General features: G+C 63.5%; 24 protein-coding genes. 12 read left to right on the forward strand and 12 right to left on the reverse strand.

Features of this window, described 5'->3' with window-relative positions; genetic code table 11:
- Positions 1-15: 15 nt before the first annotated feature.
- The 5 genes from AT395_RS22080 to AT395_RS22100 all read left to right on the forward strand — a co-directional run bounded on the left by AT395_RS22080 (position 16) and on the right by AT395_RS22100 (position 6,999).
- The gene (locus tag AT395_RS22080; RefSeq protein WP_048628619.1) at positions 16-1,098 is read left to right on the forward strand and encodes a putative 2-aminoethylphosphonate ABC transporter ATP-binding protein; all 1,083 of its coding nucleotides are present in this window, start codon (positions 16-18) and stop codon (positions 1,096-1,098) included.
- A gap of 7 nt (positions 1,099-1,105) precedes the next feature.
- Positions 1,106-2,887 (forward strand): putative 2-aminoethylphosphonate ABC transporter permease subunit, encoded by a 1,782-nt coding sequence (locus tag AT395_RS22085; protein WP_082164740.1) that lies wholly within the window; start codon positions 1,106-1,108, stop codon positions 2,885-2,887.
- A 147-nt stretch (positions 2,888-3,034) separates the two neighbouring features.
- Entirely contained in the window at positions 3,035-4,168 is a 1,134-nt protein-coding gene (locus AT395_RS22090) for a 2-aminoethylphosphonate--pyruvate transaminase (protein WP_048628617.1), read from the forward strand.
- Between the two features lie 481 nt (positions 4,169-4,649).
- On the forward strand, positions 4,650-5,096 hold the full coding sequence (locus AT395_RS22095) for a DUF488 domain-containing protein (RefSeq protein ID WP_082117759.1): 447 nt from the start codon (positions 4,650-4,652) through the stop codon (positions 5,094-5,096).
- A gap of 568 nt (positions 5,097-5,664) precedes the next feature.
- Positions 5,665-6,999 carry an MFS transporter gene (locus AT395_RS22100; RefSeq protein ID WP_472462598.1) on the forward strand — a complete coding sequence of 445 codons (1,335 nt, stop codon included), beginning with the start codon at positions 5,665-5,667 and terminating at the stop codon, positions 6,997-6,999.
- A gap of 96 nt (positions 7,000-7,095) precedes the next feature.
- Here AT395_RS22100 and purU read toward each other — a convergent pair whose 3' ends face one another.
- The 6 genes from purU to phnF all read right to left on the reverse strand — a co-directional run bounded on the left by purU (position 7,096) and on the right by phnF (position 13,881).
- The gene (purU, locus tag AT395_RS22105) at positions 7,096-7,968 is read right to left on the reverse strand and encodes a formyltetrahydrofolate deformylase (RefSeq protein WP_042114337.1); all 873 of its coding nucleotides are present in this window, start codon (positions 7,966-7,968) and stop codon (positions 7,096-7,098) included.
- Between the two features lie 79 nt (positions 7,969-8,047).
- The gene (locus tag AT395_RS22110) at positions 8,048-8,899 is read right to left on the reverse strand and encodes an NUDIX hydrolase (protein WP_042114336.1); all 852 of its coding nucleotides are present in this window, start codon (positions 8,897-8,899) and stop codon (positions 8,048-8,050) included.
- A gap of 211 nt (positions 8,900-9,110) precedes the next feature.
- The gene (locus AT395_RS22115; protein WP_048628615.1) at positions 9,111-11,600 is read right to left on the reverse strand and encodes a GcvT family protein; all 2,490 of its coding nucleotides are present in this window, start codon (positions 11,598-11,600) and stop codon (positions 9,111-9,113) included.
- Positions 11,601-11,816: 216 nt separating this feature from the next.
- Positions 11,817-12,377 carry a phosphonate metabolism protein/1,5-bisphosphokinase (PRPP-forming) PhnN gene (phnN, locus tag AT395_RS22120; RefSeq protein WP_048628614.1) on the reverse strand — a complete coding sequence of 187 codons (561 nt, stop codon included), beginning with the start codon at positions 12,375-12,377 and terminating at the stop codon, positions 11,817-11,819.
- Positions 12,374-13,123, reverse strand: coding sequence for a DUF1045 domain-containing protein (locus tag AT395_RS22125; protein WP_042114331.1), 750 nt, complete (start codon positions 13,121-13,123; stop codon positions 12,374-12,376). Before AT395_RS22125 ends, phnN begins: the two co-directional genes overlap by 4 nt.
- Positions 13,120-13,881 carry a phosphonate metabolism transcriptional regulator PhnF gene (gene phnF, locus AT395_RS22130; RefSeq protein ID WP_052765720.1) on the reverse strand — a complete coding sequence of 254 codons (762 nt, stop codon included), beginning with the start codon at positions 13,879-13,881 and terminating at the stop codon, positions 13,120-13,122. Before phnF ends, AT395_RS22125 begins: the two co-directional genes overlap by 4 nt.
- 93 nt (positions 13,882-13,974) lie before the next feature.
- Between phnF and phnG the strand changes: the two genes are divergently transcribed.
- The 7 genes from phnG to AT395_RS22165 all read left to right on the forward strand — a co-directional run bounded on the left by phnG (position 13,975) and on the right by AT395_RS22165 (position 20,043).
- Positions 13,975-14,457 carry a phosphonate C-P lyase system protein PhnG gene (phnG, locus tag AT395_RS22135; RefSeq protein ID WP_042114329.1) on the forward strand — a complete coding sequence of 161 codons (483 nt, stop codon included), beginning with the start codon at positions 13,975-13,977 and terminating at the stop codon, positions 14,455-14,457.
- Positions 14,458-15,090: a phosphonate C-P lyase system protein PhnH gene (phnH, locus tag AT395_RS22140; RefSeq protein ID WP_224787345.1), complete on the forward strand. Its 633-nt coding sequence runs from the start codon at positions 14,458-14,460 to the stop codon at positions 15,088-15,090. It abuts the gene before it with no gap.
- A complete protein-coding gene (locus AT395_RS22145) occupies positions 15,090-16,367 on the forward strand; it encodes a carbon-phosphorus lyase complex subunit (protein WP_048628613.1) in 1,278 nt (425 codons plus the stop codon). The genes phnH and AT395_RS22145 overlap by 1 nt, the downstream gene beginning before the upstream one ends.
- A gap of 119 nt (positions 16,368-16,486) precedes the next feature.
- Positions 16,487-17,281 (forward strand): alpha-D-ribose 1-methylphosphonate 5-phosphate C-P-lyase PhnJ, encoded by a 795-nt coding sequence (locus AT395_RS22150; protein WP_231586216.1) that lies wholly within the window; start codon positions 16,487-16,489, stop codon positions 17,279-17,281.
- A 38-nt stretch (positions 17,282-17,319) separates the two neighbouring features.
- Positions 17,320-18,093 carry a phosphonate C-P lyase system protein PhnK gene (gene phnK, locus AT395_RS22155; protein WP_048628774.1) on the forward strand — a complete coding sequence of 258 codons (774 nt, stop codon included), beginning with the start codon at positions 17,320-17,322 and terminating at the stop codon, positions 18,091-18,093.
- 92 nt (positions 18,094-18,185) lie between these two features.
- A complete protein-coding gene (gene phnL, locus AT395_RS22160) occupies positions 18,186-18,890 on the forward strand; it encodes a phosphonate C-P lyase system protein PhnL (RefSeq protein WP_224787368.1) in 705 nt (234 codons plus the stop codon).
- Between the two features lie 16 nt (positions 18,891-18,906).
- Positions 18,907-20,043: an alpha-D-ribose 1-methylphosphonate 5-triphosphate diphosphatase gene (locus tag AT395_RS22165; RefSeq protein ID WP_048628612.1), complete on the forward strand. Its 1,137-nt coding sequence runs from the start codon at positions 18,907-18,909 to the stop codon at positions 20,041-20,043.
- A 231-nt stretch (positions 20,044-20,274) separates the two neighbouring features.
- Here the strand turns inward: AT395_RS22165 and phnE are convergent, their stop codons facing one another.
- From phnE to AT395_RS22195, 6 genes are all read right to left on the reverse strand, one after another.
- Positions 20,275-21,081 carry a phosphonate ABC transporter, permease protein PhnE gene (phnE, locus tag AT395_RS22170; protein WP_042114324.1) on the reverse strand — a complete coding sequence of 269 codons (807 nt, stop codon included), beginning with the start codon at positions 21,079-21,081 and terminating at the stop codon, positions 20,275-20,277.
- Positions 21,082-21,250: 169 nt separating this feature from the next.
- Positions 21,251-22,219, reverse strand: coding sequence for a phosphonate ABC transporter substrate-binding protein (gene phnD, locus AT395_RS22175; RefSeq protein WP_042114323.1), 969 nt, complete (start codon positions 22,217-22,219; stop codon positions 21,251-21,253).
- Positions 22,220-22,235: 16 nt separating this feature from the next.
- Positions 22,236-23,102: a phosphonate ABC transporter ATP-binding protein gene (gene phnC, locus AT395_RS22180; protein ID WP_042114321.1), complete on the reverse strand. Its 867-nt coding sequence runs from the start codon at positions 23,100-23,102 to the stop codon at positions 22,236-22,238.
- A gap of 513 nt (positions 23,103-23,615) precedes the next feature.
- Positions 23,616-24,371 (reverse strand): DeoR/GlpR family DNA-binding transcription regulator, encoded by a 756-nt coding sequence (locus AT395_RS22185; protein WP_039395533.1) that lies wholly within the window; start codon positions 24,369-24,371, stop codon positions 23,616-23,618.
- Positions 24,372-24,483: 112 nt separating this feature from the next.
- Positions 24,484-25,098, reverse strand: coding sequence for a LysE family translocator (locus tag AT395_RS22190; protein WP_042114318.1), 615 nt, complete (start codon positions 25,096-25,098; stop codon positions 24,484-24,486).
- A 79-nt stretch (positions 25,099-25,177) separates the two neighbouring features.
- Entirely contained in the window at positions 25,178-25,729 is a 552-nt protein-coding gene (locus tag AT395_RS22195; protein WP_172417086.1) for an adenine phosphoribosyltransferase, read from the reverse strand.
- Positions 25,730-25,784 lie beyond the last annotated feature (55 nt).

A 25,784-nucleotide genomic window follows, 5' to 3' on the forward strand; every position in this document is an offset into this window, starting at 1 on the left:
GCAGGAGGTCCCCGAATGAGCGACGACACGTATCTGAGCCTCGCCGGCATCCACAAACGCTTCGACAGCACTGTGGTGCTGCACGACATTCATCTCAACGTGCGACGCGGCGAAATGCTGTGTTTTCTCGGTCCTTCGGGCTGCGGCAAAACAACGCTGCTGCGCGTCATCGCCGGACTGGAGGCGCAAACGCAGGGCACGTTGTCGCAGAACGGCCGCGACATTTCGACGTTGCCGCCCATGCAGCGCGACTACGGCATTGTCTTTCAGTCGTACGCGCTGTTTCCCAACCTGAGCGTGGCGCAGAACGTGGCCTACGGCCTGACGAACCGGCGCGTGCCGCGTGCCGAGCGCGACGCGCGCGTGGCCGAGTTGCTGGCGATGGTCGGCCTGCCCGACGCCGGCGCCAAGTTTCCCGGTCAGCTCTCCGGCGGCCAGCAACAGCGCATTGCCATTGCGCGGGCGCTGGCCACATCGCCCGGCCTGTTGTTGCTGGACGAACCGCTCTCCGCGCTCGACGCGCGCGTGCGGGTACGCCTGCGCAGCGAGATTCGCGCGTTGCAACAGCGCCTGGGCATTACCACGATTCTCGTCACGCACGATCAGGAGGAAGCGCTGTCGATGGCCGATCGCATCGTGGTCATGAACCACGGTGTCATCGAGCAGGTCGGCACGCCCGGGGAGATCTATCAACATCCGGCCACGCCTTTCGTAGCCGATTTCGTCGGCAAGACCAACATCCTTCCCGCGCGGCTCGGCGATGCCGGACGCGTGCGCGTGGGAGAGTACGAGTTGACGTGCGGCACGCTCAACGGCTGCCGTACCGGCGAGGAAATCCGCGTCTTTTTCCGGCCGGAAGACATTCGCGTGCGCGATCTCGACGATCTCGACGACGACGCGAACGTGTTCGACGGCGCGGTCGAGAAGATCGAGTTTCTCGGTGCGTTCTCGCGCGTGACATTGCGCATGCACGCGTGCGAACACCCGCTCTATGCCGACCTGTCGCCCGCAGACATGCAGGCCCTCCAACCGGCCACCGGCAGCGCCCTGCGCTTTGCCGTGCCGAGCGCTGCGGTACGCGTCTTCCGTCAGGGGTGATGCCACGATGAGTTCCCTACCTTCCACGCTGACCAGCACGCCGCATGCTCACGCGGCGCCGACAGTACCGGCAACGCCTGCGGCGGCAGGCCGCCCGGTGCGCCTCGCGTCGCACTGGACGGATCGCCTCGCCCAGGGGCTGCTGTTTGTCGCTGCGGCCGCCGGCGTGCTCTTTCTGCTCGCGCCGATGGCCGCGATTCTCATCAAGAGCGTGCAGGATAACGACGGGCACTTCGTCGGCCTGCAACACTTCCGCGAGTATTTCCATTCGCCCGCCCTGTTCGGATCGATCTGGAACAGCGTGTGGATCTCGATGGTGACGACGTGCATGACCGTGCCGCTCGCCTTCATCTTCGCGTACGCCCTCACGCGTAGCTGCATTCGCGGCAAGACGCTGTTGCGCAACATCGCGCTCATCCCGATTCTCGGACCCACGCTGTTGCCCGCCATCTCGTTCATCTTCTGGTTCGGCAATCAGGGACTGTTGCGGCCGTTCATGGGCGACGTGGACATCTACGGGCCGCTGGGCATTGTGATGTCGCTGGTGAACGCCACGTTCCCGCACGCATTGATGATCCTGATCACCGCGCTCTCGCTCACCGACGCCCGGCTCTACGAAGCCGCCGACGCCCTCGGTACGCCCATGCTGCGACGCTTCTTCACCATCACGCTGCCTGGCGCGAAGTATGGCGTGATTAGTGCCGCCATGATCGTCTTCACCTATGCGATTTCCGATTTCGGGATTCCGAAAGTCATCGGCGGCGATTTCAACGTGCTGGCCACCGACATCTATAAGCTCGTGATCGGTCAGCAGGACTTCTCGAAGGGCGCCGTCGTGGGCCTCGTGCTGCTCGTGCCCGTCGGTATCACCTATCTCGTGGATTCGGTTGTGCAACGCAAGCAACAGGCGCTGCTCTCGGCGCGCGCGGTGCCGTATGTACCGAAACCCTCTCGCGGATTCGACTGGCTCATGGCCACGCTGTGCTGGGGCATGGCCGCCATCATGCTCGCGATTCTGGGCATGGCGGTGTACGCCTCGTTCGTGAAGTTCTGGCCGTACAACTTCAGTCTGTCGCTCGGACATTACCGCTTCGGCCTTATCGAGAGCGGTGCATTCGACTCGTACGTGAACAGTCTGCAAATGGCGTTCTGGTGTGCGGTGTGGGGCACGGCGGCGATCTTCGTCATTGCCTATCTGCTCGAGAAGACACGCGGCATGACGTGGCTGCGCGGTTTCATCCGCATGATGGCCGTACTGCCGATGGGGGTGCCCGGTCTCGTGCTCGGGCTGGGCTACATCTTCTTCTTCGTTCCCGAGGCCAATCCGCTGCATGGCCTGTACGGCACGCTTGCCATTCTGGTGATCGTCAACGTGGTGCATTACTACTCGTCGAGTCATCTCACGGCGGTGACGGCGCTCAAGCAGATCGACCCGGAATTCGAGTATGTGTCGGCGTCGCTGAAGGTGCCGTTCTATCGCACGTTCTGGCGAGTGTCTGCGCCTATCTGCCTGCCTTCGATCATCGACATCAGCCGGTACCTGTTCGTCAACGCCATGACGACGGTATCTGCCGTGGTGTTTCTTTACTCGGCCGACACCTCGCTTGCGTCGGTCGCCATCGTGAACATGGACGAGACCGGCTCGATCGGCCCCGCCGCCGCCATGGCCACACTCGTCGTACTCACGTCGATGGGGGTGTGCCTGCTCTATCACGCAATTCAGATCGTAGTGGAGCGCTATACGCAGGCGTGGCGTCGGCCGTCGGGAATGGTCCGCAAGACGCATTGATATTGCAGAGGGCTCAGCAATCGCAAACGCATGCATTCCTGAATGACGGCCCGACGCTGTGTCCGCAGTGCCGGCGCCTGACGCAACACGAATGTCGACAGGGTTGTTACTTCTCTCGCTTGTTTCCCCGCTTGATAGGAGGCGGTCATGATTCTCGGTCAGGAACCGATTCTGCTCACCCCCGGCCCGCTCACCACGTCGCCGGCCACCCGACAGGCCATGTTGCGCGACTGGGGGTCGTGGGACGCCCAGTTCAACCGCATTACCGCATCGCTGTGCCGCGACCTGGTAGATGTCGTCCACGGCGGCGAAGACTATGTCTGTGTGCCGCTGCAAGGCTCGGGCACGTTCGCCGTCGAAGCGGCTATCGGCACACTCACCCCACGCGGCGCGCGCATTCTCGTGCCCGATAACGGTGCGTACTGCCAGCGCATTCTGAAAATCTGTCGCTATCTGGGACGCGACGCGATCGCCCTGCCCATTCCTGAAGATCAGGCCGCGAGCGCCGCCGCGATCGACGAAGCGCTCACGCGCGACCCGTCGATCACACACGTTGCGCAGGTGCATCTGGAAACCGGCGCCGGTGTGCTCAATCCGCTTGCCGACATCGCGCGCGTCTGTCAGAAGCACGGCAAGGGACTTATCGTCGACGCCATGAGTTCGTTCGGCGCTGTCGAGATCGATGTGCGCTCGATGCCGTTCGACGCCCTCATCGCCGCGAGCGGGAAATGCCTTGAAGGGGTGCCGGGCATGGGTTTCGTGATCGCCAGGAAGTCCGTGCTCGAGGCCAGCGCCGGTAACAGTCACTCGCTGGCGATGGATCTGCACGACCAGTACAGCTACATGCAAAAGACCACGCAGTGGCGTTTCACTCCGCCGACGCATGTGGTCGCTGCACTGCGTGCGGCGGTCGATCAGTTCCTGGCCGAAGGGGGGCAGCCCGTACGCGGCGCGCGTTACCGGAAGAATTGCTGCACCTTGGTTGACGGCATGGCGTCGCTGGGCTTCCGTCCGTTCCTTGCGCCCGAAGTGCAGGCTCCCGTGATCGTGACATTCCACGCGCCCGCCGACAACAAGTACGACTTCAAGGCGTTTTACGCTGCCGTGCGCGATCGCGGTTACATCCTCTATCCGGGCAAGCTCACGCAGATCGAAACGTTCCGGGTCGGTTGCATCGGGGCCATCGACGATAACGAGATGCGCAATGTTGTCACGGCCATTGCACAGTCGTTGACGTCGCTCGGCATTCGGCAGGTGGCGCCCCTCACGCGCGCCGCGTAGCGCTGCGCAGGCGTTGCGTAATAGAACGACGGGTGACCGCTGCGGTCACCCGTTTTCGACGATTCCCTCACGAAGGGAATCGTCCGTCACTTAGCATTTCCGTCGGTGTTTCGACGGCATCGCCGTGTCAACGCACGGCCTTGTTTCCCCAGTCAAACCCGGCATCGCAGCCGCGTCTGTGCCTGCGCTCATTAGCTGCGCACAACCGGCACTTCCGCATCGCACTTCCTGGAATGTGCCGCACATCACCCGTGCATTAGTGCTTCATCCGGCAAGACACGTCATGGTTTCCTGCGCGCATTGACCGCGCGTTGACCGTTCGTTCGCCGCGGTCGTCGCCTCCCCCCCGAATGTCGGCTGTCCCGGGCGGCGCGATTCGGCGCCGCCGGTCGAGAGCAGGCTCGTGGGACTCGCCCGCCTTGCCCTCCTCCGGTAAGCTATCGGATGTCGCGCCTACGCGCCCTCCCGGAGGTTGACCCCCATGCCTTCATCGAAAGCCACCGACGTGGCGCGCCCGGCCAAAGCGGGCGTAGCCGGCAAACGCGGCACCAGGTCTATCGAGATTCGATTCAAGCGTGTCTACGATGCTCCCGATCCCGCCGACGGACAACGCATCCTCGCCGACCGTCTCTGGCCGCGCGGCCTCGCCAAGGTCAAGGCGCATGTCGACTTCTGGGCCAAGGACGTCACGCCGAGCACGCCGCTTCGACAGTGGTTTCACCAGCATCCCGAGCATTTCGACGAGTTCCGTCAGCGCTTTCTCGACGAACTCTCCGCGCTCGACGCCGACCACAACGCCATGCTCGCCGAACTGCGCACACGACTGGCAGACGGCCCTGTCACGTTGCTCACCGCCGCCCATCGCCTCGAAGATGACGAAGCGCACACGCACCTGCATGTGCTCCGCGACTTTCTCGAATCACGTTAAACCGCTTTGGCCCATTCGCGTCGATCGTTTCGATGGGCCGGTGGTAGGCCGGTGGTAGGCCGGTGGTAGGCCGGTGGTAGACCGATAAAGCGGCCCGACATAGGGATCATTGCGATGGACCGATGGAATGGAGCGTGGCAGTGAGCCGCGGCAACGCGTCGATGTATTGACGCCCGCCGGATCTGGGGCGCCGTCAGCGTGGCACCGGCGGCGGTAAGGTTCACCAGAGACGGCGGCGTATCATGCGGCGACACAGCATTCCACTCTTCAAAACGACGCCGTGTGACGCCGATACCGTGGAAACCCGCGTAATGTCTGGCGCTGCGCACGAACGGGACAGGCGGCGGCGAAGTTTGCTATAACGCTCATTGCGTCGCCATCATGTCTGCCATGTCCGGCGCAGCCTGCGCGTTCTCTGTTGGGTCGGTTTCATCCGTTTCATCCGCTGCCCCCGACGGCACATGCGACATGCGTGCACCGTATCGAATTTCCAGTGTTTATTCGCGTTGCCGCGACGGCAACACCATGCCTCATGCTCGTTCCACTGATAGTTGCCTGTGCGCTGTTCATGGAGAACATGGATTCCACCGTGTTATCCACCTCCTTGCCGTTGATCGCGAAAGATCTCGGCGAGAGCCCGATCACGCTCAAGCTCGCGCTCACCACGTACCTCATTAGTCTCGCCGTCTTCATTCCGATCAGCGGCTGGATAGCCGACCGCTTCGGCACGCGCAACGTCTTTCGCACCGCCATCGGTGTATTTGTGCTCAGCTCGATCTTCTGCGGCATTTCGACCAATCTGCCGGAGCTGGTGATCGCACGCTTCGTGCAAGGCATGGGCGGCGCGATGATGGTGCCGGTTGGCCGCCTGGCATTGCTCAAGTCCGTAGAGAAGCGCGACATGGTGCGCGCGCTCAACTACCTGACCATTCCCGCGCTGGTGGGCCCGGTACTCGGCCCGCCGCTCGGCGGCTTCATCACGACGTTTTGGCACTGGCGCTGGATCTTCTTCATCAATATTCCGATCGGCGTGCTCGGCTTCATCCTCGCGACGAAGTACATTCCCGATCTCTACGAGGACGAAATCCCTCCGCTCGATATCAAGGGCTTCATCCTGTCCGGTCTCGGGCTCTCGATTCTGATGCTCGGCCTGTCTACCATCGGCCGTCATCTGATTCCCACGCCGCTCGCGCTGGGGCTCGTCGCCATCGGTGCCGTACTGCTGGCCCTGTATCTGCGCCACGCGAAAGGGCTCGCGCACCCGCTGCTGCGCCTCGATCTCTTTCGCATCCCCACATTCCGCGCGGGTGTCGCAGGGGGCACGCTGTTCCGCATCGGCGTGGGGGCAACGCCGTTCCTGTTGCCGCTGATGCTGCAACTCGGCTTCGGCATGACACCCATGGAATCCGGCGGACTCACGTTCATTTCAGCGGCAGGGGCAATGTTCATGAAGACCCTCTCGCTGCGCATTCTGCAACGCTGGGGCTTTCGTCGCGTGCTCATGACCAATGCACTCATCGCCGCGGCGACCATCGGGAGCTATGGCTTGTTCACCGACCAGACGTCGCATCTGGTGATCCTCGGCACGCTGCTGTTCGGTGGATGCTTCCGCTCGTTGCAGTTCACCAGCCTGAATGCGATCTCTTACGCCGACGTGCCCGCACATCGCATGAGTCAGGCGACGAGTCTGGCCAGCGTCGCGCAACAGGTTTCGCTCACGTTAGGCATCACCATCGGGGCAGCTGTGTTGCAGACCTCGTCATGGATGCACGGACGCGACCATGTCACCGACGTCGACTTCCCCTGGGCCTTCCTGAGCGTGGCGTTGATCGCCGTGAGTTCGACGTTTTCTATCGCGCGTCTCGCACGCGATGCCGGCAGCGAACTGGCGCAGCGTAGCTGACGCCACCTCACAGAAAACACACCGCAGGCACCGGAAACGACAACGCCCGGAACACGATGTTCCGGGCGTTTTTTGTCGCGCTGCGCGCAGCGGTGTTTAGCGGAAGATAACCGTCTTGTGGCCGTTGAGCAGAATGCGATGCTCGGCGTGGTAACGCACGGCACGCGCCAGCGCCACGCACTCCACGTCGCGGCCGATGGCCGTCAGTTGTTCCGGGTCCATCGTGTGATCCACGCGCTCGACTTCCTGTTCGATGATCGGACCTTCGTCCAGATCGGACGTCACGTAGTGTGCCGTCGCGCCGATCAGTTTCACGCCGCGGTCGAACGCCTGATAGTACGGCTTCGCTCCCTTGAAGCTCGGCAGGAACGAGTGATGGATGTTGATCGCGCGACCGGCGAGCTTCTTGCACAAATCGCTCGAGAGGACTTGCATGTAGCGGGCGAGCACCACCAGATCGATGTTGTTGTCCTGCACCAGCTCAAACACCTTGGCTTCCTGCGCGGCCTTCGATTCCGGCGTCGAGTTCAGGAGCGGCAGGTGATGGAACGGGATGTTGTAGCTCGCCGCGAGTTGGTAGAAATCCTTGTGGTTCGACACGATCACCGGAATTTCGACGTTAAGCTGGCCGGTCTTGTAGCGGAACAGCAGATCGTTCAGACAATGACCGATCTTCGAGACCATGAGCATGACGCGCGGCTTGATCGCGGCGTCGACCAGTTCCCACTGCATTTCGAATTGCTCGGCGAGCGGCGCGAAGTCGCGTTGCAACGAAGCCAGATCGGTCTGCCCCGGCAGCTGCTGGAAATGCACGCGCATGAAGAAGCCACCCGTGAAACGATCGTTGAACTGGGCCGAGTCGAGAATGTTGCCACCGCGCTCGACCAGGAAACCGGCCACCGTGTGGACGATGCCGGGACGATCCGGGCAGGACAACTTCAGAATGTAGCTATTTTCGATCGGTGCCATGATTGCTCCTGGGCAAAGGCTTGCAATGTCGTTGCAGTGTTGAAATTCGTGTCGGCGGCCCTGGGGCCGATAGCCGGGATTACTCGTCTGCCGGCTTGAACAGTGCTTCGATTCCGGCGCAGTCTTTCACGCGGATGGCGCCCTCGCGCAGCAGGAAATCCAGGCTCGCGAGGCTCGCGTCGACGGTCATCTTGCCGCGCGCGATCACGTCGCGCACATCGCCGGCGGAACATAGCCAGTGCGCGCTCGCCTCGCCGTCCTGATTCTCGGGCACGAAGCCGCGCGGCAGGGCGAGGTCGTAGACGAAAATCTGCTCGGACTGCACGCCCTCCGGAATCTCCGCGAGAATATGCAGCGTGCGGCCGGGCCGCGCCTCGTTCGCCAGATGGGCCGGAATACCGGCTTCTTCCCAGCATTCCTTGACGAGCGTGTCGCCCACGCCGATACCGTTGCCGATGCCACCGGCCGCAGCGTTATCCAGGCAGCCGGGATCGGTTGCCTTGAGCACGCTGCGCCGTGCGATCCACATCTTCGGCGCCTCTCCCACGAAGCGAGCCGGCACGTAGGCGTTCACATGCACGGCGAACGTGCGCGTGCCGAAGAAGCGTGAGGCCGCGCGTTCGATCCACGCGAGCGGTGCGTCGTAAAGACGCTGCCGGATCGCATAACGCTCGTTGCGCCAGCCGGTAATGCGCCCTTCCGCCGCCAACGTCTCGATCACCGGCGCCAGCGCATCCGTGCGGGCCTCGCAGGTGTCGTGGCGCGGGTGAATGCGCACCGCAAGCGAGCTGATTTCGAATACGTCGGGCCAACGGCACAGCGATTCGACGTCGCGACGGCGAATCCATCCATAACGCTGCGAACCGATCACGAGCGGCAAATGCGCCGTGTCGTCGAAGCGGCGCGCCGCCGCAATACAAGCAAAAGACATACGTCAAAGACCGGACGCGCCCCCGTCGGAAGCGCGCGAAATCGAAGCAAAACCGGCATTTTACAGAAGCGGCGGCGAGTCCGCCCATGTCCGCTGTCGCCGGGCGATCGTTGGGCTTTCATCGGCCCAATGTCGGGCTGACGCCAGCTAACGTCTGGCGATCGTTGCCCGCCCCCGGCGCTGGCGCTGCCCGCCGCGTCAAACGCGGCGCTCAGGCCTTTACCCGCTCGCCCTTCGGGTCATACAACGCGCGGAGTTGCACCCGGGCGTCGAGCAACTCGCCGGCGAGATCGACCTGATACCGGCCGGTTTCCACATACTCGGCGGACACCGCGCCATCCGGGTTCGTCAGAAACGCCAGCGCGACGGGCGCGTCGACCGTGTGCCCATACGCTGCGGAGGAAATGAAGCCGGCCGGTTGGCCATTGCGCAGCACCGCCTCGCCGCCCCACAACATCTTGTCGCTCGCGCCGTCGAGCGCCACGCTCACCAGCCTGCGGCGCACCCCCTTCGATCTGGCCTGCTCCACGGCCGTTCGGCCGGTGAAGGGTGTGTCGTTCGCCAGTTTGCACGCGAAGGTGAGACCGGCCTCCACCGGATTCGTGTCCGGCGTCAGTTCCCGTCCCCACGCGCGATAGCCCTTCTCAATGCGCAACGAATCGATCGCGTAGTAGCCCGCGTCTTTTAACCCGAACGCTGCGCCCGCCGCGTGCAACGTCTCGTAGACGCCCACCGCGAATTCGACGGGCACATACAGTTCCCAGCCCAATTCACCCACGTAGGTCAGGCGCGTCGCCCGCACCGTCGCGTAGCCGAGATCGATCTCACGGCTGGTACCGAAGGGGAACGCTTCGTTCGAGAAGTCCGCTTTGGACACTTGTTGCAGCAACGCCCGCGACTTCGGCCCCATCAGCGCCAGCACCGCGTACTGCCCGGTGACGTCGACCACCGTGCAGCGCGGATCGTCGGGCAGCGTCGCGATGCGGCGCTCCAGATAATCCATGTCGCGCGTGGTTTGTGCGGAGCCGGTGACCATCAGGTACTGGTCGGGGGCAAGACGTGTGAGCGTGAAGTCAGACTCGTAACCGCCGCGCTCGTTAAGCATGCCGGTATAGACGGTGCGTCCCGGCGGCACGGCAACGTCGTTGGTGCACAGCGACTGCAATACGCGCTCGGCGTCGCGCCCCTTGATGAGCAGCTTCGAGAACGAGCTCATGTCGAAAAGTGCCACCGCGTCGCGGCAGGCGCGATGCTCCCCGGCACTCCACGCGTGCCAGTTCTGCTGGCCGAAGCTGTACTCGATCTGCGCTTGCTCGGGCGACGGCGCGAAGAAGTTCGGCCGCTCCCAGCCCATCTTGCTGCCGAAGCATGCGCCTTTGGCGAGTAACGTTGCGTACAGCGGCGAACGGCGGAACGGGCGCGCCGTCTCCAGTTCGCGATTGGGCCACGGCATGGCGTAGTGCAGCCCAAGGGTCTCTTTCACGCGATCGTGCAGCCATGTGTCGTTGCCGTTGAATCCCGCGAAGCGGCGAATGTCGACAGGCCAGAGGTCCATCGTCGGCTCGCCCGCGACGATCCACTCGGCGAGCGCCATGCCGGCGCCGCCCGCCGAGGCAATGCCCATCGAGTTGAAGCCCGCGCCCACGTAGAAATTCCGCAACTCGGGGGCTTCGCCGAGAATGAAGTTGTTGTCCGGCGTGAACGACTCCGGGCCGTTGTAGAACTGCCTGACCTGCGCTGTTTCCAGCGCGGGCACCCGAATCAGCGCGTTCTCCATGAGAATCTCGAACTGATCCCAGTCATCGGGCAGCAATTGGAACTCGAAATTCTCGGGAATACCATTCATGCCCCACGGCTTGGCGTTCGGCTCGAAGCCGCCCATCACCAGACCACCGACCTCTTCCTTGAAGTAGATGTAACCGTCCGGATCGCGCATGACCGGCAGATCGGGATGCACGCCCGCAATTCGCTCCGTCACGATGTAGTAGTGCTCGGCCGAATGCAACGGCACGGTCACGCCACCCATGCGACCCACGGCTTTGGCCCACTGGCCTGCGCAGTTGACGACGATCTCGGCGTCGATGCGGCCGCTTTCACCGTGCTTGTTGCGCCACGACACGCCCGTCGCCGTGCGAACGCCATTGGGCGATGCCGTATGAATCCCGGTGATGCACGTGTTCTCGGCAATGCGCACACCCCGGCTGCGCGCGCCACGGGCAAGTGCCTGTGTGAGGTCGGTTGGATTCGCCTTGCCGTCGCCCGGCAACCACACAGCGCCAACGAGATCGTCGGTACGCATTACCGGCCAGAGTTCTCCCGCTTCGCGCGGCGAGATCACATCGCATTGCACCCCATAGGCGCGCGCCACGGCAGCCGTGCGCCTGAGTTGGGTCATGCGCTCATGCGTGCGCGCCACCGACAGCGACCCGCATTGCTTCCAGCCCGTGCCAAGCCCGGTTTCCGCTTCGAGTTCGCTGTAGAGCTTCGTCGAATAACGAATCAGCTTCGTCATGCTCTCCTGCGAGCGCAACTGGCCCACGAGCCCCGCCGCGTGCCAGGTGGTGCCACACGACAACTGCCCCTGCTCCAGCAGAACAACGTCTGTCCAGCCCAGCTTGGCAAGGTGATAGGCGACGGAACAACCGACGATGCCGCCGCCGACAATGACGACGCGGGCGTGAGTAGGCAAAGCTGAAGTCATGAAGGGCTCCCCAATGAGCCCGGGCCGATGTCGATGACGACGCTATGCCCGGGCGATGCCGTGTGCGATGACGTGAAGATTACGCAAAGCGCGTCACATTTGCAATAATTCGCAAAATAACGACACACATTGCAACATTCACATCGTCGTCACATGGCTGGCCTCTTCGGTACTCCCTGCTATCCCGGCGTGAAGCGGCCGGCTTCCGCAAGCCAGTCAGTCCCGTCCCTGCGCCGTCAGCAATTCGGAGAGACGATGCCCCGCATGGGTCAGCGCGCCGTCGTTGGCAATCACGGAGAGGGGAATGCCGTCAGGAGGTGTCCACTCCACTTGATGAGCGACGCGTCTGTCGAGCGCGTCGCCTGTTTCACGGCCGCGGCGGGCAAGACGTTGGGCACGCACCGCCGGATCGACCCGGATCTCGACCAGATGCAGCCGTTCACCGTAGCGCTGCACGGCCTGAGCCAGAAACGCGCGCGACCCGTTGATGACGACATTCGCGCCTGCCGCCATCCAGGCATCGATCTCGATACCGATGCCGTACCGACAGTCGTGACTTGTCCAGTCCAGCGCGAAGCAGCCCAGCGCGTGCCGCATCTCGAATTCGGCATGCGAAAGCGCGACGTGATTCTCCCCCTCGGAAGGCGGTCGCGTGATGTAGCGATGGGCGAAAAGCACCGGCGATGCCGTGCCGATTCGCTCGCGGGCGTATGCCAGCAACGAGTCCTTGCCCGCCCCCGAGGGCCCCATCACGTAAAAGAGGCGCGCGTGATTCATGCGGCCTCCCCGAAGGCGAAGCGTTCATGCAACCAGAACGGCGCACCGGGCGACGGTTGCACGAAGAGCGCCAGACTATCGACGCGCAGGGCACCCAGCGCCTGCACGCGAGGCTGCCACCAGTCGGTGATCGCGGCGGCGTCGTTCGCCTCCACGCGATCGGACAGCGTGACATGAAAACGAAATTCGTCGAGCACGTACGGATATCCCCACTGGGCGAGCAACTCGCGTTGGCGTGACGATAGCGGTTGCGCGTGACGTTTGGCCAATTCGGCTTGTGTCGGCAATGCGCGCAGAACGTCGAACGCCCGCACGCAATCGGCGGCAAGGGCGTTCACCGCTTTCTCTCCTACAGATCCCTGCATGGGCCGCAGCGCAACGAAGCCCGGCCGTTTGCCGTTATCGGTATCGACGACATCGGTATGTACCGCAAGATCGAACGGCGCATGACGTGCCGCGACTGCCGCCGCGATACCGGACAGATCGCCGGGCCGGGCCTGCGGCGCGAGACGCATCGGCGCCTTGAGCGTGGCATGTAGTCCGTAGCGCCGCGGATCGGTCGTGACGTCGTGCAACGAACGTGACAACCCCGGCACTTGCGGCGCATTGAGACAGCGACCGGTCATGGCATCGCGCCCGAGCCAGCGGCTGCCTTCGTTCCACCAGCAAGAGCCTGCGGGTGGCGCATAGTAGATCGCGAAGCGCGCCACCGACAGATCGAGCGCGAGTTGCTGCGCGCCGGTCATGCCGTCTCTCCCTGCACCACGAGTTGCATGCGATCGGCCGGGAAATAGGCAATACCGTATTTGACCGGCTTGCCCGCTTCGTCGACGTCGCTACTCTCCACGCTCAGCACCGGTTGCTGACGATTGATGCCGAGATGCCGAGCGATTTCGGCGTCGGGCAATCGTGCGCCGATACGGCTTTCCCGACGCGTGTAGTCCGTCACGCCAAAGCTCGCCAGCGCGGCACTGATCGACGCGTGCTGCGCGAAGACCTCCGGGAACTCGGGAAAGCGCGCCGCCGGGAACCAGTTCTCGCTGTACGCGAGCGGCAGCTCGATGCCCTGCGCGTCGAGACTGCGACGCGTGAGTTCCACGCGATACACCGGCGCGCCCACGCGAATCTCGAGCGCATGGGCCACGTTCGCCTCGGCCTTTACCTTTTGCGCCGAGAGGATCTGCTGCGCCGTCTTGAGGTTGTGCTGAGAGAGATTTTCGGTAAAGCGCGTGCGGCGTCCGATCACGTAGCCAATGGCGCCCGCCTGCACGAACGTGCCGCGGCCGTGCTCGACATTCACGAGCCCCTGCTCCGAGAGTCCGAGGATCGCGCGGCGCACCGTATGACGGTTGACACCAAAGCGCTGCGCAAGATCGGTCTCGCTCGGCAAACGGTCGTCGGGCAGCCCTTCGCCATAACGGCGCTCACCGATTTCCTTAGCGAGAATCTGTGCGATCTGCCGCCAGACGGCGACACCGCCGCCACGTTCGAGTTGTGCTGTCATCAAATTGACACCCGGCAAAGTTGTAATGAGGACGCGTGCTTTACCCATTCAACGTCATTGCGATCATACACACGTCTATACGACTAGACAATCATGCCAAACACATCTTCCAACACTTCGCGGGATGAGGACAACGCTGCCCCGCCCGAACGCGCGCGATGGCTTGCGCTGCTTGCCCGCGCCACGCGCAAGGAGCTTGACGACGCCATCGCCCACTGCCCGGACGCCCCTGAGTTTGTCTGGCTGCGCGCGCCGCAAACCGGACTGGTGCTGGTGCAGGGTCGTGTCGGCGGCAGTGGCGATCGCTTCAACCTCGGCGAGACAACCGTGACACGTTGCACGCTGCGTCAGCACGACGGCGTGGTGGGCACGGGTTACGTGCTGGGACGCGACGCCGAACGCGCCGCGCGCGTGGCGCGTCTCGACGCACTCATGCAAATGCCGCATCACCGCAACGCGCTCGCCACCGGCCCGCTCACCGCGATTGCCGGACGTCTGGCGGCCACCGCCGCGCGGAACGAGGCCGATACGGCCGCGAGCCGCGTCGAGTTCTTCACCATGGTCCGGGAGGCCTGAATGTTGATGGCATCGATGCCTGACTGGTCGCAACTGCAGCCCGGTTTTGCCGATCCGGTTCACGACGCACAGGGCGTGTTCCGTGCGGTGCTCGACGCGCTGGCACGGCCCGGTCGTCTGCGCAGTGTCGGCAGCCGGCTCGCGCCGAGCGCGGAAGCGAGCATTGCGGCGCGCGCCACATTGCTCGCACTGGCCGACGCGACCACCTCCGTCTGGCTGCAATTTCCGCTGCCCGAGGTCGCCAGCGCACTGCGCTTTCATACCGGCGCTCCGCTGCTTGGCGGCGAGACGGATCTCGCGACGGCGCAATTCGCGTTGCTCACCGATCCAACGTGCTGCCCGGCGCTGGAGCGATTCGCGTTCGGCACGGCCGAATCACCCGAACACAGCGCCACGCTGATTGTCGATGTGCCCGCGCTGGCCACGGGTCACACCGGCGCGGGCTTGCATTTGCGCCTGCGCGGTCCCGGCATTGCCACGCATGCCGACGTGACCGTCGGCGGGATCGACACCGTTTTCTGGCAGTCGCGCGCGGCACTTGCACCGCGCTTTCCCGCCGGGCTCGACCTGTTGATCGCCAACGGCGACACGGTGCTCGGCCTGCCGCGCACCACGCATGTGGAGGTTTGCTGATGTACGTCGCAGTCAAAGGTGGCGAGCGCGCCATCGAACAATCGTGGGATCTGCTCGCCAAAGCGCGCCGCGGCAATCCCGAAGTGCCGGCGCTGAGCGTCACGCAAATTCGCGAGCAGATGCGTCTGGCCGTTTCGCGCGTCATGAGTGAAGGCGCGCTGTATGACGAGACGCTCGCGGCGCTGGCGATCAAACAGGCGGCCGGCGATCTCGTCGAAGCGATTTTCCTGCTGCGCGCCTATCGCACGACGTTACCGCGTCTGGGCACGACCCGGCCTATCGATACGGCGTCGATGCGCCTGTCGCGGCGAATTTCCGCCACATTCAAGGACGTGCCGGGCGGTCAGGTGCTGGGCGCCACGTACGACTACACGCAACGGCTACTCGACTTCGCGTTGCTCGCGGAAGGCGAAATGCATGGGCAGGACGGCCGCGCACCATTGCCCGGCGAAGCTGGCCACGTCGCCGACGCCGCAAGCGTCGATCCAGCCGCTGCCCAGGCCGACACCATCACGGGAAACACGGTGCGCGCCGAATCGCACGACAACGCAGCAAACGGCTATGCCGCGATTCCGCCGCTGCCGCCCGTCGACACCACACCGCGCGTGACCGACATTCTGGGGCGAGACGGTCTGCTCGAACCGCTGCGCGCCGACGGCACCGACCCCGAGCCGCACGACCTCGTGCACGCCCCCCTCTTCACACCCGCGTCGCGCACCGCGCGTTTGCAGAACCTCGCACGCGGCGACGAAGGCTTCCTGCTCGCCCTCGGCTACTCCACGCAGCGTGGCTATGGCAACGATCACCCGTTCGCCGGCGAGATCCGCATCGGGCATGTCGCCGTGGAGATCGTGCCGGAAGAACTGGGCTTCGCCATCGACATTGGCGAGATCGCCGTGACGGAGTGCCAGATGGTCACACAGTTCGGCGGCAATCAGAATATGCCGCCGCAGTTCACGCAGGGCTACGGTCTCGCGTTCGGCCACAACGAGCGCAAGGCAATGGCGATGTCGCTGGTCGATCGCGCGCTGCGCACGCAGGAACTGGGCGACACCGCCACCTCGCCCGCCCAGCAGCAGGAATTCGTGCTCTATCACAGCGATAACGTCGAAGCGTCCGGCTTCGTTCAGCACTTGAAGCTGCCGCATTACGTCGACTTTCAAGCCGAATTGGAACTGGTGCGACGTCTGCGCGCCGAGCACGCCACGAAATACGGAACGCAGGCCGCTGGCGAGAACGCCACCCCTGCCGTTCAGAACACTCAGGAGGCCGCATGAGCGACGCCGCCGACATGCTCCACACGTCGCGCAACACCGCGCAAATCCCCTCGCCTGTGGCCAGCGACGCCACCGTGGAGGGCTACAACTTCGCGTTTCTCGATGAACAGACCAAGCGCATGATTCGCCGCAGCCTGCTCAAGGCCGTGGCGATTCCTGGCTATCAGGTGCCGTTCGGCAGCCGCGAGATGCCGCTGCCTTATGGCTGGGGCACGGGCGGCATTCAGGTGAGCGCCGCCGTGATCGGCACCGGCGACACGCTCAAAGTCATCGACCAGGGCGCGGACGACACGACCAACGCCGTCAACATTCGCCGTTTCTTCGCACGCACGGCCGGCGTCGCCACGACAACGAAGACCTCGGACGCCACGGTGATTCAGACCCGTCACCGCATTCCCGAAGCGGCGCTCCATGAGGGCCAGATCATGGTCTATCAGGTGCCGATGCCCGAACCGCTGTTCCGTCTCGAGCCCCGCATTGTCGAGTCGCGCAAGCTCCATGCGCTTGGCGAGTACGGCCTCATGCGCGTGCGTTTGTATGAGGACATTGTGAGGCACGGCGCCATCGCAACGACTTACGACTATCCGGTCATCGTGAACGGACGCTACCTCACGTCGCCCTCTCCGATTCCGAAATTCGACAACCCCAAGCTGCATATGAACCCGGCGCTGCAACTCTTCGGTGCGGGACGCGAGCGGCGTCTGTACGCGATTCCACCGTACACGCCGGTCGAGAGTCTCGACTTCGACGATCACCCGTTCGAGATCCAGAAGTGGGACGCGCATTGTGCGCTGTGCGGCGCGACCGAGAGTTTCCTCGACGAGGTCATTACCGATGACGCGGGCACCCGTATGTATGTGTGCTCGGACAGCGATTACTGCGGCAGCCGCACGGCGGCGAAGGAGGTCGCATGAATGCGCTTTCCAACGCGGCGCTGCGCGGCGCGCCACCCATGGACGAGCCGCTGCTGCGTGTGGCCGGTCTCAGCAAGCATTACGGCGATCGCATCGGCTGCGCCGACGTGACGTTCGATCTCTGGCCCGGGGAAGTGGTGTGTGTGGTCGGGGAATCGGGATCGGGCAAATCGACGCTGCTCAACGCGCTGGCGCTACGTCATGAGATCGACGCCGGCTCGCTGCACTATCGCGGCACCGACGGCACGCTGCACGACCTGAACGCGCTGGACGAGGCGCACAAGCGCCGTCTGCTGCGTACCGAATGGGGTTTTGTGGAGCAGAACCCGCGCGACGGGCTGCGCATGAACGTCTCGGCCGGCGGCAACATCGGCGACCGCCTGATGGCCGTCGGTGCGCGACACTTCGGCGACATTCGCACGAAGGCCCGGCACTGGATGGCGCAGGTCGAACTCGACCCGGCACGCGTGGACGATATGCCCGGCGCGTTCTCCGGCGGTATGCAGCAACGTCTGCAAATCGCGCGCAATCTGGTGACCGAGCCGCGCCTCGTGTTCATGGACGAACCGACCGCGGGTCTCGACGTGTCGGTACAGGCGCGCTTGCTCGATCTGCTGCGCTCGCTGGTGGAGCGCCTTCATCTTGCCGCCATCATCGTCACGCACGATATCGGGGTAGCACGCCTCATCGCACATCGTCTGATCGTGATGCAGGCCGGCCGCGTGGTCGAAGCCGGTCTGACGGATCAGGTGCTCGACGATCCCCAACACCCCTATACCCAATTGCTGGTTTCCTCGGTGCTGCCCGTATGAACTCCGGAATGAACTTTCCCACTTCCCCTGACGCGGCAGCGCTTCGGCACGAATCCGAATCCATTACGCTTGCCACGCGCGAGCACGACGTGATGTTGCGTGCACAGGGTCTTCGCAAGACTTTTCGGCTGCACGCTCAGGGTGGCGCAGCGATTCCGGCCCTCGACGGGGTAGATCTGACGGTGCGACGCGGCGAATGCGTGGCGCTGGTCGGTCCTTCGGGTTCGGGCAAGAGCACACTGCTGCGTTGCCTCTATGGCAACTACCTGGTGGGCGAAGGCCGTATCGAGATCCGTCACGACGACGGACACGCAGTGCGTTGGATCGATCTGAGCGCAGCCACCGCGCGTGAGGTGCTCTCGGTACGCCGCACGACGCTCGGTTACGTGAGCCAGTTTCTGCGCGTGATTCCGCGTGTTAGCACGCTCGACATTGTGGCGGAGCCGCTGCGACGCCTTGGCTATGACAACGGCGACGCCACAGGCCGCGCCCGCGATCTGCTCGCCCGCCTGAATATTCCCGAACGGCTCTGGTCGCTCGCCCCGGCAACGTTCTCGGGGGGCGAACAGCAACGCATCAACATCGCGCGCGGCCTGATTGCCGCCGCGCCGGTGCTGCTGCTCGACGAGCCGACCGCGTCGCTCGACGCCCAGAACCGCGCCGTGGTCGCGCAACTGATTGCCGAGGCACGCGCCGCCGGCAGCGCGATCGTTGGCATTTTCCATGACGAGGCGACCCGCGACGAGGTCGCCTCCCGCACGCTCGCGATGCGTCCCGTGCTTCGTCCCGCTCATTGATCCGCCGGAGTTTTTCATGCTCATCAAGAACGCCCGTATTGTCACGCCCGAGACCTCTTTCACCGGGGTCGTTGAGGTGCGCGAGGGCCGCATTCATTCCGTGGACGAAGGCACGACGCAGGTGCCGGAAGCCATCGACTGGCAGGGCGATCATCTGCTGCCCGGTCTGGTCGAGTTGCATACGGACAATCTGGAGAAGCACCTCGCGCCACGTCCCGGCGTGTTCTGGAATACGCATGCGGCGTTTGCCATTCACGATGCGCAAGTCGCGGCCGCCGGTATTACCACGGTCTTCGACTCGCTGGTGATCGGCGAGCGCGATGCGTTCGGGCTGCGCAGCCGCAAGGTGCAGAACGAATGCGGACAGGCAATGCTCGACGCTGACGCCGCCGGTCTGTTTCGTGCCGACCACTTCCTGCATCTGCGCTGCGAAGTCGCCACGCACGACGCCGCCGATGCCTTCGCCGAGATGAGCGATCATCCGCTGCTGCGCCTCGTGTCGGTCATGGACCACACGCCAGGACAACGCCAGTGGCACGACCCGGTCCAGTACCGCCAGTATCACGAGCGGAACGGCAAGGTGTCGGACGAAACCTGGCAGACCATGCTGGCAGACCTGAAGGCGCAGCAAGCGGCGTTCGCACTGCCCCACCGCCGCTCGATCGTGGCGATGAGCCGTGAACGCGGCCTGCCGCTGGCAAGCCACGACGATACGTCGATCGAACATGTGGACGAAGCCGTCCGCGACGGTGTCGCGCTCTCTGAATTCCCGACGACACTCACCGCCGCTCGCGCAGCCCGCGAGAAGTCGATCGGCGTCATCATGGGAGCGCCGAATATCGTGCGCGGCGGATCGCACTCGGGCAATGTGGCAGCAGCCGATCTGGCTCGCGCCGACATGCTCGACATTCTGTCTTCAGACTACGTGCCGTCGAGCCTGCTGCAAGCAGCCTTCCAGTTGCATAGCGAGATCGGCTGGTCCCTCCCGAAAGCCATGCGCACCGTGTCCTGGACGCCCGCGCAATCGGTCGGACTCTCGGACCGCGGCGGTATCGTGCCCGGCTTACGCGCCGATCTGGTCCGTGTCGCCATTCATCCCGGCATGCCGCCTGTGCCGCGTGCCACTTATCGGGAAGGGCTTCGCGTCGCTTGAGGTTTTTGTTTTTTCCTCGCTGTCACACCTTCCCCCCGATGGACCGGGGCCCCTTTCCGCCTCTCAGACATAAACCCAACTCGCTGCAGAAAGGGGCCCCGGTCCATCCCCCTCCTCGCTTTCTGTGCTTCCACCTACACCTTTCCTGCTTCTTTTTTCTCTCTCTTCAATGCAAAACGCCGGTCTTTTTGGGACCGGCGTTTTTTTATTCCATTTTTTTGCTCTTTTTTCTCAGATCACCATCTTCCGCACGCGCGCCGAGAATACGTCGATACATGTCACCACTACGATCATGATCAACATCACCGCACACGTCTGCGCATACTGGAAGCTGCGGATCACTTCATACAACACCACGCCAATCCCCCCCGCGCCCACCATGCCAACAACCGACGCCGAACGTACGTTCGACTCGAATCGGTAAAGCGTGTACGAAATCCACAGCGGCATGACTTGCGGCAACACGCCGTACAGAATTTCGTCTATGGCTCGCGCTCCTGTGGCGCGTACCCCCTCCACCGGACGCGGATCGATGGCTTCAACAGCCTCGGCGAATAATTTCGAAAGCGTACCCGTGGTATGCACCCACAACGCCAGCACGCCAGCGAACGGGCCAAGACCCACGGCCACGATGAAGAGCATCGCAAATACCATTTCGTTGATCGCGCGGCAGGAATCCATCACGCGACGCACGGGCTGATACACCCACGCCGGCACCATGTTCGACGCCGAGAGCAAACCCATCGGGATCGAACAAACCACCGCGAGGACTGTCCCCCATACCGCAATGTGTATGGTCACCAGCATCTCGTGCACATACACACGCCAGTCGTGAAAATCAGGCGGGAAGAAGTCGTGCGCGAACTGGCTCATGTTGCCGGAATCGCGAATCAGATCGAGCGGACGCATATCGGCACCGCCCCACGACCACACCAGGATCAGGAAGAATGCCCCCCAGCTGATCAGGGACAGCCACGAACGCTTGGGCGGTTCGCCCGGCAGGCGACCATTTGCAGTGAGGGATACGCTGGTGTTCATGTCGAGTACCACAAGTCATACCGGCATAGCATCGCCGGTGAAATATCGGACCGCAAAGGACGCGGCGAGCCCATGGGTCCGGCTCGCCGGTATTCGTCACAGGACAACACGCTCGTGCTGCCCCGTGACGTCGCTTCAATCAACTACCGACTGCCTGGCAATGGCGTGCTTACTTCGCCTTGTTCATTTCCTGATCAAGCGCGGCAAGCTTGCCGTCGAGCTCAGCCAGTTGCGACTTCTTCTTGGCAGCGTCGATGCTGGTGTCCGACTCAAGCTGCACCTTCTGCTTGAACAGTTCGAGCTGACGGATCGGCAGCAGCTGGGCGTCGCTCGACGCGCGGAAACCGCCGTAGTTGTAGATGTTCTTCAGCACTTCTTTTTCATGGGCGTCCTTGCCATAGGCGAGGAAGAAGTCGCGGATCTTCTTCTTCGTCGCGTCCGGCAGATCCTTGCGCCACAGCAGCGGGTCCGACGGGATCAACGGCGACTTCCAGATCACCTGCACCTGCTTGGCCTTCTCCGGCTGCGTTGCCTCGAGCTTGTTGAGCTCTTCGGTGTTGTTGGTTGCCACGTCGACCTGGTTGTTGAGCACGGCCATCAGGTTGGCACCGTGGTTCGAGCTACGCGCGGTCTTGAAGTACGTGCGCGGATCGATGTTGTTCTTCGCGAACACGTAGTAACCCGGCACGAGCGTGCCCGACGTGGAGGTCGGATCGCCCAGGCCGAAGTTGATCTTCTTGCCGTTCTTGATCACGTCGTCGAGCGTCTTGTAGGGGCTGGATTTGTTCGAGATCAGCAGCGAGTAGTAGCCTTCGGTACCGTCGGCGTACATGATCTTCGCGAAGACTTCGCCTTGGGAACGGTCCACGGCTTCCATCGCACCCTTATTGCCCATCCACGCAAGCTGCACTTTGTTGAAGCGCATGCCTTCGATCACGCCGGCGTAGTCGGTGGCGAAGAACGGGGTCACTTTGAGACCCGTTTGCTTCTCCATGTCGTCGATCAGCGGTTGCCAGCGCTGGCGCAATGCCGCGCTCGAGTCGGTCGAAATAATGCCGAAGTTGATTTCCTGCGCGTGCGCTGCCGCCACCGAGGCGATCATGGCCGCACCGGCCAGCAGGGTTTTCCACAGTTTCATGAGAGCAAACTCCAGGTCAGGTCAGGCTGAGGGACATCGAGGTTAGAAAGGGGGCTTCTGCGTCGGCCGGCTTCTCGCCCGCCACGCTCTCCGAGCTATCGGATTCTTCGTTGAGCAACTCGCTCGCCTGCACGCCGTACAGGCGGCGCAGCAGGTCGGGCGTGAGTGCCGCCGACGGGCCGTCGTACACCACGCGCCCTTGATGCAGGGCCACGGTGCGCACGCAGTAACGCATGGCCACATCCACCTGATGCAGCGAGACGACAACCGTGAGCTTGTGATCGCGATTCATGCGCGCGAGCATGTCCATGACCTTGCGTGCCGACTCGGGGTCGAGCGACGCAATCGGCTCGTCCGCAAGAATGATCTTGGCGCCCTGCACGAGCGTGCGCGCCAGTGCCGCGCGCTGCTGCTGTCCGCCCGAAAGGGTGCTCGCGCGCTGGAAGGCCAGGTCGGCAATGCCCACTTCGGCAAGCGCCGCCAGCGCCGCCCGGCGCTCTTCGGAGGTGAAGCGGAACATCAGGCTGCGCCACACGGGCACACGCGCGAGCAGGCCCGTAAGCACGTTGGTGATGACGGGCAGGCGGCCCACAAGATTGAACTGCTGGAAGACGAAACCGATGTCGCGCCGGATCTGACGCACTTCGCGCACGATACGGCCATCGCGCTGAATCGGACGGCCCAGAATCTCGATGCTGCCCGGCTGCTGATCGGCCGCCACGAAGCCGGCAATATGACGCATCAGCGTCGACTTGCCCGAGCCTGACGCCCCGATGAGGGCGACCATTTCGCCCGGCATGACTTTGAGCGCCACCTCGTCGAGCGCACGGCGGCCGCTCCCGAAAGTCTTGGTCAGTCGCTCGATTCGAATCGCTTCGTCCACGGTTCACCTGTCAGTCGAATCGCCGGTCGGACCCGATGCTTTTCATTGCACGGCGCCCCGCAGAAGGAGTCCGTCGCCCGCATCGCTCGACTAGCTGTTTTGTGGCAATTTGTGCCAAAAGTGAACGCAGTCTAAAAAGCCTCGATGACAACACAGTGACAATCGATCAGCTTTTTCGATTCCACCGAAAACCCTTATGTACTCAATGATTTGGGAATTTTTTCGGCACAATGGCGCCCGCTGTCACCTGTGTGGCGCCGGCATATCCGCGGATTGGAGTGAACGGTGCCCTGTGACTCGGGCACCGGTTTTGTCTACACATTCCAGGAAGACGGGCGACGCGAGATGAAGCGGCAACCGGCGGCGCAAGGCCGTGCCGCAGGCAACACCGCAAGGGGGTGGACGAGAGGGTGTTTTGCGCAATGCCCGCCCGTCGTGGCGACGTGTGGCGTGCTGTGGCGACCTATGGCGAACTGCGGTCGCGCAGGGGCGGGCTCGGGCGCGCTTACGCGCTCAGGCGATGAGGAGTTCCGGGCCGCGTGCGCGCAGTTGCGCAAGCATGCTCTTGTGCGGCGCGGCGTCGCTGATGAGATACCGCGCAGCTTCGAAATGGCGGATGCGCACGGGCGTGACACGCCCGAACTTGGTGTGATCCGCGACCACCGCGGAGACGTTGGCGCACAGCAGCATGCGCGCACGCAACTCGGCCGCCGCACGGTTGAAGTCGGTAATGCCTCCGTCTTCCGTCACGCCCCCCACGCCGATGAAGGCGAAGTCGGCGTGGTACTGGGAAATCTGGTTGATGGCGTCCCAACCCTGCACGGCGTCTTCGTTGTCCTGCAACTCGCCGCCGAGCAGCGTCACGCGGTTGTCGTGATGACGGCCCAGCAAACGCGCGATCTGCCAGTCGTTCGTGTAGATGCGAAGACGATGTTTGGAGAGCAACGCCTGCGCCACCGCGCGTGTCGTGGTGCCGTAGTCGATGATGACCGACGCACCGTCGGGCACGAGCTCGGCCGCACGCACACCGATGGCGCGCTTGCCCACGGCGTTGACGTTCTCTCGCAATGTCCAGTCGGGCTCGCTGCGATCGGCGGCCAGCGCGCCGCCGTGGGTCATGAGCAAAAGACCACGCGCGGCAAGCGTATTGAGGTCACGACGCACCGTCTCTCGCGAGACCCCCAACTCACGCACGAGATCGCTGATCGCGAGTGCCCCGGTCTTGGCGAGTTGTTCGAGCACGTATTGTTGGCGTTGTTCGGCAAGCATGATCGGACAATGTCGGTTGGACTACGAAATCTTTGGCGGCATCGACAAGACCGATGCCGGTCATGCACAAGCGACGATGGCGCCCCGCCTGTGCTGCACGCTTGTGTCGTCGTTACCCCTGCAACGCGACACGCAAACCCAGGCCGATGAATATCGCACCAGCCACGCGATCAAGCCAGCGCCCGGCGCCCGGACGACGCTTGAGCCACATGCCCAACACGCCGGCAAACCAGCCATACGCGCTGAAGACCACAATGGTCTGCCCCATGAACACAAGACCGAGCAGCAGCATTTGCCAGCCGGGATGCGCGGCGTCGGCACTCACGAACTGCGGCAGGAACACAAGGAAGAAAAGGGTGACTTTCGGGTTGAGCATGTTCGCGAACACGCTCTGACGAAACACGGCCGTGAGCGGTTGCGGCGCGGTGTCGCTGGCCAGCGCCATGGCGCCACGTGCACGCAGCGCCTTGATGCCGATCCAGATGAGGTAAGCGGCCCCCGCCAGCTTGATCGCCTCGAATGCCCACGGCGACGACCGCAGCACGGCCGCCAGCCCCACGGCCGCGACGGTCGTGTGAAACAGGCAACCGAACGTGAAGCCCGCCGCCGCCGCCAGACCGGCTCGCCGCCCCTGCGCAATGCCGCGCGCGATGACCTGCATGTTGTCCGGGCCCGGTGCGAGAGTGATCGCAACCGAGGTCAGCAGGAACAGCCAGAGATTGGGCATCGGCGCGTCCGTGTCAGGTGATGAAGTGAAAGGCGGGAGGCAAGCGTGATAGAGACAAGTAAGGGGCTCGGCGACTCGATCAATGACCTTCGAACGAGCACAGCAGGAAGAGCGGCAGTCCGCTATCCCGAATCAAACGCGAGCCGCCCAGTTCCGGCAGATCGACGATGGCGGCCCCCTCGATCACGGTCGCGCCCAGACGCTCGAGCAGCTTTTTGCCCGCCAGCATGGTGCCGCCGGTGGCGACCAGATCGTCGATGAGCAGCACGCGATCCCCGGGTCCGCAGGCGTCGGCATGAATCTCGACCGTCGCACTGCCGTACTCCAGTTCGTATTCTTCGGCGACTGTCTGATATGGCAACTTGCCCTTCTTGCGAATGGGAATGAAGCCGACGTTCAACTCGTACGCCAGAATCGAACCGAGGATGAAGCCGCGCGCATCGAGTCCGGCAATGTAGTCGGGCCGGTGCTCCATGTAGCGATGCACGAATACGTCGATCAACACGCGCAACGTGCGCGGGTTCTTGAGCAACGGGGTGATGTCGCGGAACTGCACGCCGGGCGAGGGCCAGTCCGGCACGGTGCGGATCTGGCTTTTGATATAGGCGGCAGGAGACTCATCGATCTGCACGGGGATCCTTCTCGGGGTACTGATACTGATAGGTAACATGCCACATTATGCCAAA

The sequence above is a fragment of the Pandoraea apista genome (assembly GCF_001465595.2).
Taxonomy (GTDB): Bacteria; Pseudomonadota; Gammaproteobacteria; order Burkholderiales; family Burkholderiaceae; genus Pandoraea; species Pandoraea apista.